Raw genomic sequence first — 11,780 nt, 5'->3', positions numbered from 1 at the left:
CACCGTGCGCGCCATCCTCCCGCCCGTACTCCAGCACCATCTGGTGGCCCTGCGCATGCTGCTGGCGTTCACCGTGATCACCGGCATCGCCTACCCGCTGCTCATCACCGTCATCGCCCAGGCCGGCCTGTCCCACCAGGCCAACGGCTCCCTGCTGACAACGAACGGCACGCCGGTGGCCTCGAGCCTGATCGGCCAGAACTTCACCCTGCCCACGAAGAATCCCCACGACGCCCAGGAGCCGCTGCGCCCCGACCCCAAGTGGTTCCAGCCCCGCCCGTCCGCGGGTGGCTACGACCCCATGAACTCCGGCGCCTCCAACCTCGGCCCGAACAACACCACCCTGATCAAGACCATCAAGAGCCGCCGAGCCGCCGTCGCCGCCTTCGACGGGGTCCCGTCCTCGTCCGTCCCCGCGGACGCCGTCACCGCCAGCGGCTCCGGACTCGACCCGGCGATCTCCCCGGCGTACGCCTACGAACAGGCCGGCCGCATCGCGAGAGCCCGCCATGTCGACCCCGCCAAGGTCAGGGCGCTGATCGCACAGCACGTCCAGGGACGCGTGCTGGGTTTCCTGGGGCAGAAACGCGTCAACGTCGTCAAACTCAACCACGACCTGGCCAGACCGATGTGACCGGAACGCGCGTCTGCCGACGCGACGGCGGCCGAAACGGGCACAAGGACGTGGAGCCACGGCTGTTCTTGCGTGGATCGCAGCGCTGGGCAGCGTGTTCGCCATCCTTGTGAGGGCCATGGCTTGTGCCAGGCTCGGGGAATGAGAGCCAGGGGCGTCTTCGTCGTGCCGCTCTCGGTGACTGTGGCCGTGCTCGCCGTCGCGACTGCGTGGCAGCGAGAAATCCGTGCCGAGTTCTCGATAGCGCCTCGCGCGGGCGGAGTGATCCGAGGCCGCGGCTGGGCGTCGGCAGTGCAGGCACACCGGCCGCCGGGGACACGGGCTCGGCCGACGGGCCCGCGTCGTCAAGCGCGGGCGCGGCCGGCCGTGTCGAGTGCCGCCCCAGCCTGGTCGGCCAGGGTCACCGCGACCAGACGTGCGGCCAGTGGGGGTGCCGACCCGGGCGCGGGCTGGAGCAGGAACCGGCCGTAGAAGCGTCCGTTGTGAAAGACCCGCAGCTCCAGCTCCTCGCCCGGCAGACCGTAACGGTCGGCGTCCCAGTGTCGGCGACCCCAGACGATGGTTCCGTCCTTCTCCAGCCGGGGCGGATGCCCGATGAGGGTGCCGTACTCGAAACGGCAGCCGCTCAGGCCGAGCAGCCCCACGAGCTGTCGGCACACATGGTCGATCACCGTGTGCGGGCTCGTGGCGGTCTCGGCCAGGCAAGCGGTGTGGTGAATCTGTGCCAGGTAGTCGGCATCGGTAATGGCGATCACCTTCAGCTCTCGCGTCCGGGCCGAGAGCTGGGAGACGGCGACACCGACGACGAGGAGCAACACGGCGGTAGCGATGTCCGCAGACTTGGTGACGGTGAACGCTTCGTAGGGGCGGGTGAGGAAGAAGTCGAACCACACCGCCGCGGACAGTGCGGTGAGCGCGCCGGCGACACGGTGGCCCAGAGTGGCCACGGCCACCACGGCGACGACCAGCACCAGAGCGGCGTTGGTGTTGGACATTCCGGTCCGGAAGGGCACCAGCACCGCACACACGGCCAGTGGCACCGCGAGGGCAGCCGCAACCGCCACCTGACCCCGGGTGAGATACCGCAGCATGAGGGGTCACCTCCACCTCAGGTATAGCGCGGAGGAGGCCGCTCACGTGGTCCCCCCGTCCCGTTTAATAGGAACTTGATGACAGGCTTCGAACCGAGCACGATGTCCTCGTTGCAATACCAGCCACCGACCACGCGCCGCGTGGGTATCTCGATCGTCAGCAACGCCGCCGCTTCCTGGCGTCGTAGCCCTGAAGAGGTGAGAAGGTCGACGAACGAGGTGTTCTGGTCCTCCAGACGCCCCGCCCACTCGGTAGTCGGGGCTCCATGCCGGCCGTGACCGCGCAGCCCGACGTCCGACTCGTTTCGCCAGGTCCGTGACGATCGTGCACCGCCGGTCCACCTTGCGCGCCTCCCAGGTGATGCAGAACCGCGCCTTCTCCGACGACAAGACCTCCTTCCTGTTCGACAGCGAGCTGGCCGAACTCCACGAGGAGAACGGCATGCTGACCGGCCTGAGCGTGCGCGACACCGTCACCGGCCGGACGCGCGAGGTGGCCGCGACCGGCCTGTTCATCGTGATCGGCCACGACCCTCGGACCGAGCTGTTCAAGGGCCAGCTGGAACTGGACGGCGAGGGCTACCTCAAGGTCGAGGCCCCCTCGGCGCGGGCGACGTCGTCGACCACACCTACCGCCAGGCCATCACCGCCGCCGGCTCCGGCTGCGCGGCCGCGCTGGACGCCGAGCGGTACCTGGCGGCCCTCGCCGACGTGCTCGCACCGGCCGAGGCCGTGGCCGTCGCCGTCTGAGGCATCCGCCCCACGCGCAGGAGGAAAGACATGTCTCTCAAGAACGTCACCGACGACTCCTTCGACCAGGACGTCCTGAAGAGCGACAAGCCCGTGCTCGTCGACTTCTGGGCGCCCTGGTGCGGTCCCTGCCGGCAGCTCGCCCTTCCTGGAGGCGATCGCCGCCGAGCACGGCGACAAGACCGAGATCGTCAAGCTGAACATCGACGAGAATCCGGGGACCGCCGCGAAGTACGGCGTGATGTCCATCCCGCCGATGAACATCTACGTCGGCGGCGAGGCCGCCCGCACCCTCGTCGTCGGCCCCGAGCCGAAGGCCGCGCTGGAGCGCGACCTGGCCGACTGCCTCGGCTGAGCTTCCAGCCGCACAGATGAAGGACCGGTCCTGCAGGGGCCGGTCCTTCATCTGAGGTTCCCCCGAGATGCGGAGGGTGGTGACAGCGGGAAGCTGTACTTCACGCTGCCGAAGGGCGCGAAGACGCGTACCGTCGACATGCCCTCATCGGTGGCAGATGAACTGAAGCGTCATGCTGAGGTGTTCCCACCGGTGGAGGTGGAGCTTCCGTGGGGGAAGCCGGGGCCGGACAGACCGACAAGGAAGTTCTCCCTCGTGCTCACCACGCGCTTCAGTAACGCCATCGCCGTGAACACGTGGAACACCTGCACCTGGAAGCCCGCGCTCGCCGAGGCCGGGATCATTCCACCGCGCGCCAAGGATGCGAAGCAGTGGTAGTGGGAGGCGGCGCCGAAGGACGGCTTCCACGTACTGCGGCACACCTATGCCTCGATCATGTTGGAGGCGGGGGAGTCCGTGGTGACGTTGGCGCGATGGCTCGGGCACTCCTCGCCGGCCGTCACGCTCGGTTACTACGCTCACTTCATGCCGGAGGCCGGGAGCAAGGGGCGCACGATGATCGACGGACTGCTCGGGGAGCAGGGAGATCAGTGCGCCGGCCGAAACTCCCCAAATTCTCTCCAGAGGCGCGTCTGGCGTAGCTGCGGTGACGCGGGTGAGTCGGTTCGCTTGCGGCTCTCGGGTCAGCACGCTGAGTGACTGCCGCGTCCGCTGTTAGCGGACGCGGCAGGTCCGGCATAGCGGCTGCCTCACCGCAGGCCACATCCCGTCGATGGCTGACCAACGCGGCCAAGAGGCTCAGTCCGGCGCGGACCGACCCCACATGGCACAGGTTGTAGAGACCGTCCAGAGGCGTCCAGCTAATCCAGGACAGGCGCGTAATGCCAGGCCAGAGCCTCAAGGGCCGGAGACGTCCGCACAGTCTGTGAGAATTGGCGGACGGGATCGCCGGCTCGCTGGTGGTCGGGGGTTCTCTGGTCCGTTCCTACCGGACCCCGGAACGCGTGACCCTGGAACAGCAGATGAGCGCCCCGGACGTGGAATGGGGCATCGCGGCCCTGTGCGGAGAGCTGCCACGCATGTAACAGCAGGCCGCCTTGACCATGGCCACACCGCATGGGCCTGCCCCAGGCCGGGGGCAGGGTGCGACGAATCCGGTCCGGTTCCAGACCGGCTCGCCCGCGGCCGGAAAAGCATCATGAACCTGAGCGAGGCGGCCAGCAGGACGATCGCCGAGGCCGCCCAGGCTGAAGTGGGCGTCCTGCTCAGCAGGAAAGCGACCCAGGCGGTCAGCCCGGCGAGGGTCAGTAGGGGGTGGCCCGTCACCAGCCGCAGCGGCAGCCGGGTGACGCCCGCCCGACGCTGCTGCAATCCGTGGCGAGGCAGCCGCCCAGAGCCGCGGTCAGCACCCACCCCACCGGACCTATCACGTGCACTGATCCCACCTCCTTCTCCCCACCCTCACCGAATGTTTCGCGGCCCAGCTGAGCGGATCGGGCGGGATCAGGTCAGCTGGAGATCCGGCTATGCACTCATACGAGTGAACCGGATCCCGGAACGGAAGGGGGCCGGCCCAGGCTCTGAACCCGGTCAGCCGGGGACGTCCTCGTAGAGGCGCCGGCGCAGTCGCAGAAGCACCGCGACATCGGCAACCCAGGCGAGCCGCGCCAGCAAGCCCCGGATCATTACCAGCCTGGACCGCCGCGACGATCTGGTCGATGAGCAACTCTCCGGCCTCCGTAACGGCCGGCGGCCGGGACGAGGCCCAACCATGGTCGTCTCGACCACCCAGCCGTTCCGGATCCGTCCGCTCTGAAGGCATCCACATATTCAACGCCCCCAGCGGCCAGAGGTCATCTCCCCGGAGGGGGAAAAGCCGAAGACCCCGCCTGCGCCGAGCTTTCGGTGTGCCGGAGTTCGGCGAGGAGTTCATTCTGTCCGGCCAGGAGTTCGGTGAGGATGCGCCGTGCGGCGCGCAGGAGTTCCGCCACGTCGCCGCCGGCGAGGGCGTAGCTGACGGTGGAGCCGTCACGGATGGAGATCACGATGCCGGACCGTCTCAGTACCGCGAGTTGCTGGGAGAGGTTCGATGGTTCGATCTCGATCACGCTCAGGAGTTCGCGTACGGGTACAGGACCGTGTTGGAGCAGCTCCAGTACACGGATCCGGACGGGATGCCCGAGCATACGGAAGAACTCCGCCTTGGCCTGGTACAGCGGCACCTGCATGCGACAACACTCCCAACCCACGGTTCGACCACTCCAGGACCGGCAGCTGGACCTGCCGGATCTTCGGTGCCCAGCTCCAGCCATCCTCCCGTCTCCCGGCCCGGCCTGCCCTGGCTTGATCACATTCAGATGTGCTGAGTTGAAGACTCTTTCAACTCGTGGGCATGCGGAGCCGGGAAACAAGGGACGGCTACAGCTCCAGTTCCGCCTCGATGCGCCTGAGCTGGTGCCGGGCCATGGCCAGGTTCGCCCGGCCCTTGTCCAGGATGAGGTACAGGAACAGGCCATTGCCTCCGCGGCCCCTGATCAGCCGGAGGAGGTGGTACTGGCTGCTGAGGGTGATCAGCACATCCTCGATGTCGTCCTTCAGGCCCAGCATCTCCATCGTGCGGACTTTCGCCCGGATCACGTCGGTGTTCCCCGCCGCGGCCACCGTCAGATCGAGGTCCTTGCCCCCGCCCAGCGTTCCCAGCGCCATACCGCTCGTGTAGTCGACCAGCGCGGCCGCCACGCTCCCCTCGATCGAGGTCATCGCCTCCTTCAGAGACGTCTCCACAGTCAGCATCAGTACCCGCTCCCTCAGTTCTGGACGACCCCGGCTGGCCTCACACTCCGGCCGAGTGATGACCGCAGACGTTACCCACGCGCCGCCAGGAGTTACGGGAACACCGGGAATCTGGCAGGAATCAACCCCCGGTGCCCTAGCATTCGCCCTCACGAAATGCCCGTCGACGCACCGCCCGAGATGACAGCACCACGGCGTTCGGGGGCCAGGCCGAACGAGCCGAGTTGTCCCCTTCCCTTCTCCTCCGCGACGCGACGCCGGTGACCGCGCGGGCGGTGGCCGCATCCCTCTGTCACTCGTACGGAGTTCGTCCGGGCCCTCAGTTCGACAGACCCGGACGAACCCGGGCCCGCCCCGGTACCGTTATGGACGCACCGCGCGCGAGTTCGACTACGAGCCCCCTTCGGAAAACTCGAACCCACGGCCTTTGGATATCTTGAGCAGAACCTGCCGGGCGGCCTCGCAGTCTCCGGCGGCACGGTGGCCGCCACCGAGCCGCAGCCAGCGCCGGGTACCGAGCCAGCCCGCGTACGCCTGCATCAGGCAGTACCTGTTGTCCCAGGGCTCCAGGTACATCGGCTTCTTCCCAGCCCGCTCGACGTCCTTGAGTACGACGGTGCGGTCGTACTCGGCGCTGTAGGCGCAGATGGTCCGGCCCTTGGTCACCTTGCGCAGGCGGGGGAGGATCTTCTCGAACGGGCGGGCGTCGGCGACCATCTCGTCCGTGATGCCGTGCACCCAGCGGGCGCCGTCGCTGATCTCGGCATCACCGGGGTTGACCAGGGTGTCCAGCAGCTTCTTGCCGGTGGCCGTGTCGAGCACGGCGATCTCGACCGTGCGGCCGTACAGGTCGGTGGTCTCGGTGTCCACGACGGCCGCGCGGCCCGGCCGGAGCAGCTCCCCGGCCTCGCGGGTGATCTCCCCCCAGGCGGGGCACAGCACGATCTCGTCGGCGTAGGAACCGGCCTCCGGATCGGCGGTCAGCTCGCGCCGCACGGTCGCCTCGGGGGCGCGTCCTCGATCCGCTCCCAGTCCAGCTCCCAGCAACCGGAGTACGGGCTGTTCCACGCCCACACCCTCACGCCGTGCCGGTCGGCGAGGCCCTGCGCGAAGGCGCGGACGACGGCGGCCCGGGTCGGGGCGAGCTTGGCGTACTCGCGCAGCGGGCTCGGGGGCACCCTTGGGCAGACCGCGGGCGGCTTCCCAGTCGACGCCCGGCACGTCCCGCAGCGCGCGGACGTCGCCGAGTCGGTACAGCGCGACGGTGACCGTGCGGGAGCGGCCGACCCGGCGCTCATAGGTGTCCGCCGGCGTGACCCATCCGGCGGGCACCACGTATTTCCAGTCGCTCGCGGGGGTCTCCAGTACGTCGCCGGCGGCGGCCTGCGCGGTGATGTACTGCTCGCCGTCGGCCTCCTCGAGTCCGGCGGCAGCGGACGGCTCACTCCTGCCAACAGGGCTTTACCCAGGGGGCGTTCGGCCCGCTTTCCGGGCCTTGCGGCCCCTGGGGCGGATGTCGGTGACGCGAGACCTTGAAAGGCAAGGAGAGTCGTCCACGTCCTGCGTCACCCTCTGGAAGGGATGAGCATCATGGCAGTTCACGACCACCCTCACCGGCGCCGGGGATTCCGCCTCCCGCCCCTGCACGGTGCCAGGACGGCTCCCGCGCCTGCCGAGTCGGCGACCGCCGCGGCTACCGGGACCCGCGCGTACGTGTTCGCCGGCCTCCGTCTGCTGACAGGCTTCGTCTTTCTGTGGGCGTTCCTGGACAAGACGTTCGGCTTCGGCTACGCGACCCCCTCCGGCAAGGGGTGGATCGAAGGCGGATCGCCGACCCGGGGCTTCCTCGGCGGTGTCGCCGTCGGACCGATGGAGTCCACCTTCCACGACTGGGCCGGGGCGGCGTGGGCCGACTGGATGTTCATGCTCGGCCTGCTCGGCATCGGAATCGCCCTGATCGCGGGCATCGGCCTGCGGCTCGCCGCGGCCGGCGGCACCGCCATGATGGCCCTGATGTGGGTCGCGGAATGGCCGCCGGCCCGACACCTGTCGGACGGATCGCCGAGCATGTCGACGAACCCGTTCGTGGACTACCACCTGGTCTACGCCGTCGTCCTGGTCGCCCTCGCAGCCGCGGGCGCCGGCGCCACCTGGGGCCTGGGCAGGGTCTGGGCGCGGCTGCCCTTCGTCAGCCGCAACCGCTGGCTGCTCTGACGGCCGTGGAGTCGTCGGGCCGGGGCACCTCCGCTTGCCGGGGACGCCCCCGCTCGTGTCCCCGCCGGCCCCGTGCGGTGAGGCCTCGCTCGACCAGGCCCGACGGCCCGTCGTGCACGAGCCGGACGATGCCCTCGATGGATACGCCGACAGGCCCTCCGCGGCCGGGCATCGCGAGCCACGGGCATCGAAACGCAGACAGTCCACGGGGACAGCGAAAGAGGGACCGGCGACGAGCAGGAGAACCGACGGTTCAGGCACGATGGTCGGAAGGCCCGACGGAGCCGCAGGCCCGCCCCGCGGCCGGTCACCGGCCGGGGCACTCTACTCACGGTGCAGTACGACCTTGAGGGCGCCGGTATCGGTGCCGTGGGAGAAGACCTCGTAGGCGTCCTCCATCCGGCTGAGGCCGAAGGTGTGAGTGACGAGCGGGGAGATGTGCAGGCGTCCGGACGTCACCAGATCGAGCAGCCAAGGCGTGGAGGAGGTGTCGACCTGGCCGGTGCTGATCGTCACGTTCTTGCGCCACAGCGCCTCGAGGTGCAGGGTGGCCGGTTTGCCGTGCATACCGATGTTGGCGATGTGCCCGCCCGAGCGGACGACCCGGGTGCACAGGACGAAGCCGTCCGGATCTCCGGCGGCCTCGATGACCACGTCGGCGCCGGGCCCGTCCGCGAGGTCGGCCATCAGCCGTCCGGGCAGCTCGGCGGAGTCGGCCCCCAGCCGGCCGGCGGCTTCCAGCCGGGAGGAGGACAGGTCCACCGCGATGATTCTGCGCGGTGAGTAGATCCGGGCGGTCATGACCGCGGCGAGTCCGATCGGACCTGCGCCCACGACGACGACGGTGTCTCCGGGACTCACGTGTCCGTTGCGCACACCGATCTCGTAGGCGGTGGGGAGGAGTTCGGAGAACAGGACGGCGTCATCGAGGGCCAGGGTGCCGGGCGTCCGCCGGGTGGAGTAATCGGCGAAGGGCACTCGTACGAACTCGGCCTGGGTGCCGTTGACCAGATCCCCGAGAATCCACCCGCCCCCGCCGCGGCATTGTCCGAACGCGTTGTCCCGGCAGGACCGGCAGTGGCCGCAGGCCGTGACGGACGACACGATCACCTGATCGCCCGGGGCGATGGAGTGGACCTCGCGGCCGACGTCCATCACCTCGCCGACAGCCTCGTGGCCGAGGACCGTTCCGGGCTTCACCTCGGGAAGTTCTCCGCGCAGGATGTGCAGGTCGGTACCGCAGACGGTGGTGGCGTCGACGCGCACGATCGCGTCGGTCGGGTCCTCGACCGTCGGGTCCATGACCTTGTCCCAGGCGATCTGTCCGGGGCCGTGGTAGACGAGTGCTCGCATGGTCACCCACTCCGTGGCTGAATTCGGTCACCCCCTCCACACTCGCTCTCGGAAGAGACCAGGGCAACCGCGACCGCCGGACCTCGTAGGGAGGCCGTCCGGCGCACCCCTCACGTCCGGCCTTGAACGGTTCAGCCCTGGTGCGCAAGTGGTACAGGGGCCGGCATACCGGGCCCGACGGCCCGGCCATGGGATCGGCCTGCCCATGCGGACGGCAGCCGTCACGGGCAGGCTGGGAAGAGGAGGCCACTCCGTTCGAACGGCCCTCAATGGTGTCCCGTCATTCTCGGCGCCGACGGTTCCAGGGGCTGCCGGTGGCCGCGCACAGGGCCCCGGTCGCTGGTGTCGCCCACGACCGGCGCCCGGAAGGGATCGTTGTGAAAGCACTCGTGTTCCACGGCTCCGGCAAGTCCGCCTGGGAGCAGATCGCGGACCCCGCCCTGCAGGAGGCCACCGACGCGATCATCCGTGTCGACGCCACCACCGTCTGCGGGACCGACCTGCACATCCTCAAGGGCGATGTGCCGGAGGTACGTCCCGGCACGGTGCTCGGGCACGAAGCCGTCGGCGAGGTCGTCGAGGTGGGCAGCGACGTACGCGGTGTCCGCCCCGGCGAGCGCGTCCTGGTCTCCTGCATCACGGCGTGCGGCCGCTGCCGCTTCTGCCGGGAGGGGGCGTACGGACAGTGCCGCGGCGGCGGAGGCTGGATCCTCGGCCACCTGATCAACGGCACCCAGGCCGAGTACGTCCGTGTGCCGCACGCGGACCTGTCCGTGCACCCCCTTCCCGGAGGGGTGGACAGCAAGGACGCCGTCCTGCTGGCCGACATTCTCCCCACCGCCTACGAGGTGGGTGTCCTGAACGGGCGTGTACGGCCCGGGGACACGATCGTCGTGGTCGGAGCGGGGCCCATCGGGCTCGCGGCGATAGCCACCGCCCGGCTGTACACGCCCGAGAAGATCATTGCCGTGGATCTCGCTCCGTCCCGGCTGGAGGCGGCCAAGCGCCTTGGCGCCGATGCCGTGGCCACCGCGGGTGAAGAAGCCGAACAACTGGTCGCCGACCTCACCGAAGGGCTCGGCGCCGACGTGGTCATCGAAGCGGTGGGGGTGCCGGAGAGCTTCGAGGCATGCACACGCATGGTGCGGCCGGGCGGGCATGTGGCCAATGTCGGCGTGCACGGCAAGCCCGCGACACTCCACCTCGAAGACCTGTGGACCAGGAACGTGACGATCACCACCGGCCTGGTCGACACGCACTCCACTCCCACGCTGCTGCGCATGATGGCCGCCGGCCGCCTGCCCACGGCGTCCATGCTCACCCACACTTTCCCGCTGGACCACATGGAAGAGGCGTACGACGTCTTCTCACGGGCCGCCGACACCGGTGCGCTCAAGGTCGTTCTCGGCGGGCAGCAGCACGATGCCCTGGCGGTCCGGGTGCCCTGAAAAGGAAACGGAGGCCCGGGGCCCGGAGCGACAGCGTGAACGGAGCGTCCCGTCCAAGCGTCACTGGTGGGGGTATGGCCGAGGGCGCTTACGGCGGTGCCGAGCCCACTTGTCGCAGTCCGTTCCCCCACAACGGCACGAAGCGGCAGGAGGAGCCATGAAGAACACCGCTGTACGCGATGAGGTGATCGTCGGGATCGACCCGCGCGAGCAGCCCGTTCCGGCGCTCACCTGGGCGGCCGACGAGGCCGTCCGCAGGCGGTCGCCCCTCCGGCTCGTAGTGGCGGTGCCGCCCCTGCCCGGAGGACAGCACGTCGACGCGCCCTGGAGGCGCACCATGCTCCGGGTCCAGGGCGAGGGCGCGCTCGCCGAAGCGGCTGCCACGGTGCGGGCGCTGTACGCGGAAGTGCCCCTGACGACGGAACTGCTCGACGGGACGCCGTCGGTGGTGCTCTGCCGGAAGGCGGCGCAGGCCCGGATGGTCGTCGTCGGTTCCCGTCGGCTCAGCCGACCGGAGGAGCTCCTCAGCGCGGGCTCAGTGGCCGTTCCGGTGAGTGCTCAGGCGGACTGCCCGGTCGTCGTGGTCAGGGAACCGGAGCGCGTGGGGCAACGGCATCCCCGTCTCGTCGTGGGTGTCGACGGCAGCGGATCCTCGAGAGCCGCCGTGGAGTTCGCCGTGGAAGAGGCGGCGCTGCATGGCGCCGCCCTGCACGCCGTGTGGGTGTGGCGGCGACCCGTCGTGTCCTTCGGCGACGAAGCGGCGGGGCTTGACGAGCGGCGTCGGATCCTGTCCGAGACCGTAGCGGGACGGGGAGAGAAGTATCCGGACGTGGAGATCACCCATGAGGTCCTGCGTGGCCACCCGGTGGAGGAACTGGCCCTCGCTTCGATCAGCGCCCTGGTGGTCGTCGTCGGCAGACACGGGCGCGGGGGGTACTCCGGCATGAGGCTGGGATCGGTGGTGCACGGCCTCTTGCACCGGGCGGAGTGCCCGGTGATCACCGTGCCCGAGTCCCCGCACGGCTGAGCCGGTGGCGGACCGGCGAGTGAACCGGAACCGGACGGGAGAGTTCATGTCATGCGGCCGGCCCGGTACCTTGCCGGCACCCCCGCCGGCCACCGGTACCTCACCACCCCATGGC

General features: G+C 69.5%; 13 protein-coding genes and 2 pseudogenes. 9 read left to right on the top strand and 6 right to left on the bottom strand.

The genetic code is table 11. From position 1 onward, the window contains the following. Window positions 1-4: 4 nt before the first annotated feature. Window positions 5-634: a potassium-transporting ATPase subunit KdpC gene (gene kdpC, locus V4Y04_RS02070; RefSeq protein ID WP_332425408.1), complete on the top strand. Its 630-nt coding sequence runs from the start codon at window positions 5-7 to the stop codon at window positions 632-634. A gap of 344 nt (window positions 635-978) precedes the next feature. Here the strand turns inward: kdpC and V4Y04_RS02065 are convergent, their stop codons facing one another. After that, the gene (locus tag V4Y04_RS02065) at window positions 979-1,725 is read right to left on the bottom strand and encodes a DUF4118 domain-containing protein (RefSeq protein ID WP_332425406.1); all 747 of its coding nucleotides are present in this window, start codon (window positions 1,723-1,725) and stop codon (window positions 979-981) included. 271 nt (window positions 1,726-1,996) lie between these two features. On the opposite strand from V4Y04_RS02065, the pseudogene V4Y04_RS02060 reads away from it, so the two are divergent. The 5 genes and pseudogenes from V4Y04_RS02060 to V4Y04_RS02040 form a co-directional block, all read left to right on the top strand. Then, a pseudogene (locus tag V4Y04_RS02060) lies at window positions 1,997-2,475 on the top strand (FAD-dependent oxidoreductase); the annotation flags it as partial. Between the two features lie 30 nt (window positions 2,476-2,505). Then, a pseudogene (gene trxA, locus V4Y04_RS02055) lies at window positions 2,506-2,830 on the top strand (thioredoxin). Between the two features lie 255 nt (window positions 2,831-3,085). Then, window positions 3,086-3,208, top strand: a complete 123-nt coding sequence (locus tag V4Y04_RS02050; RefSeq protein WP_332425404.1) for a hypothetical protein — start codon at window positions 3,086-3,088, stop codon at window positions 3,206-3,208. 33 nt (window positions 3,209-3,241) lie between these two features. Then, window positions 3,242-3,529, top strand: coding sequence for an integrase (locus V4Y04_RS02045; RefSeq protein WP_332432676.1), 288 nt, complete (start codon window positions 3,242-3,244; stop codon window positions 3,527-3,529). 233 nt (window positions 3,530-3,762) lie between these two features. Continuing rightward, on the top strand, window positions 3,763-3,915 hold the full coding sequence (locus V4Y04_RS02040; RefSeq protein ID WP_332425402.1) for a hypothetical protein: 153 nt from the start codon (window positions 3,763-3,765) through the stop codon (window positions 3,913-3,915). A 768-nt stretch (window positions 3,916-4,683) separates the two neighbouring features. Here the strand turns inward: V4Y04_RS02040 and V4Y04_RS02035 are convergent. The 4 genes from V4Y04_RS02035 to V4Y04_RS02020 form a co-directional block, all read right to left on the bottom strand. Beyond that, window positions 4,684-5,058, bottom strand: a complete 375-nt coding sequence (locus V4Y04_RS02035; protein WP_055625691.1) for an ArsR/SmtB family transcription factor — start codon at window positions 5,056-5,058, stop codon at window positions 4,684-4,686. Between the two features lie 190 nt (window positions 5,059-5,248). Beyond that, on the bottom strand, window positions 5,249-5,623 hold the full coding sequence (locus tag V4Y04_RS02030) for a hypothetical protein (protein ID WP_332425397.1): 375 nt from the start codon (window positions 5,621-5,623) through the stop codon (window positions 5,249-5,251). A 390-nt stretch (window positions 5,624-6,013) separates the two neighbouring features. Further along, a complete protein-coding gene (locus V4Y04_RS02025) occupies window positions 6,014-6,619 on the bottom strand; it encodes a 3'-5' exonuclease (protein ID WP_332425396.1) in 606 nt (201 codons plus the stop codon). Further along, window positions 6,604-6,801 (bottom strand): hypothetical protein, encoded by a 198-nt coding sequence (locus V4Y04_RS02020; RefSeq protein ID WP_332425394.1) that lies wholly within the window; start codon window positions 6,799-6,801, stop codon window positions 6,604-6,606. Before V4Y04_RS02020 ends, V4Y04_RS02025 begins: the two co-directional genes overlap by 16 nt. Window positions 6,802-7,213: 412 nt before the next feature. Here V4Y04_RS02020 and V4Y04_RS02015 point away from each other — a divergent pair, with 412 nt between their 5' ends. Next, window positions 7,214-7,837: a hypothetical protein gene (locus V4Y04_RS02015; protein ID WP_332425393.1), complete on the top strand. Its 624-nt coding sequence runs from the start codon at window positions 7,214-7,216 to the stop codon at window positions 7,835-7,837. Window positions 7,838-8,161: 324 nt separating this feature from the next. Here V4Y04_RS02015 and V4Y04_RS02010 read toward each other — a convergent pair whose 3' ends face one another. Further along, the gene (locus V4Y04_RS02010; RefSeq protein ID WP_332425391.1) at window positions 8,162-9,190 is read right to left on the bottom strand and encodes an alcohol dehydrogenase catalytic domain-containing protein; all 1,029 of its coding nucleotides are present in this window, start codon (window positions 9,188-9,190) and stop codon (window positions 8,162-8,164) included. Window positions 9,191-9,567: 377 nt separating this feature from the next. On the opposite strand from V4Y04_RS02010, the gene V4Y04_RS02005 reads away from it, so the two are divergent. Both V4Y04_RS02005 and V4Y04_RS02000 read left to right on the top strand, forming a co-directional pair. Further along, on the top strand, window positions 9,568-10,638 hold the full coding sequence (locus tag V4Y04_RS02005) for a zinc-dependent alcohol dehydrogenase family protein (RefSeq protein ID WP_332425390.1): 1,071 nt from the start codon (window positions 9,568-9,570) through the stop codon (window positions 10,636-10,638). 157 nt (window positions 10,639-10,795) lie between these two features. After that, window positions 10,796-11,665 (top strand): universal stress protein, encoded by an 870-nt coding sequence (locus V4Y04_RS02000; RefSeq protein ID WP_332425388.1) that lies wholly within the window; start codon window positions 10,796-10,798, stop codon window positions 11,663-11,665. The last annotated feature ends 115 nt before the right edge of the window (window positions 11,666-11,780 follow it).

This window comes from Streptomyces sp. P9-A2 (assembly GCF_036634175.1).
Lineage (GTDB): Bacteria > Actinomycetota > Actinomycetes > Streptomycetales > Streptomycetaceae > Streptomyces > Streptomyces pratens.
This window is presented reverse-complemented; position numbering and strand designations above follow the sequence as displayed.

What these genes read in the sequence shown, in the direction of transcription:
- V4Y04_RS02065 (WP_332425406.1), bottom strand. Translation starts at nt 1,725, where the DNA reads ATGCTGCGGTATCTCACCCGGGGTCAGGTGGCGGTTGCGGCTGCCCTC.
- V4Y04_RS02035 (WP_055625691.1), bottom strand. Translation starts at nt 5,058, where the DNA reads ATGCAGGTGCCGCTGTACCAGGCCAAGGCGGAGTTCTTCCGTATGCTC.
- V4Y04_RS02030 (WP_332425397.1), bottom strand. Translation starts at nt 5,623, where the DNA reads ATGCTGACTGTGGAGACGTCTCTGAAGGAGGCGATGACCTCGATCGAG.
- V4Y04_RS02015 (WP_332425393.1), top strand. Translation starts at nt 7,214, where the DNA reads ATGGCAGTTCACGACCACCCTCACCGGCGCCGGGGATTCCGCCTCCCG.
- V4Y04_RS02010 (WP_332425391.1), bottom strand. Translation starts at nt 9,190, where the DNA reads ATGCGAGCACTCGTCTACCACGGCCCCGGACAGATCGCCTGGGACAAG.
- V4Y04_RS02000 (WP_332425388.1), top strand. Translation starts at nt 10,796, where the DNA reads ATGAAGAACACCGCTGTACGCGATGAGGTGATCGTCGGGATCGACCCG.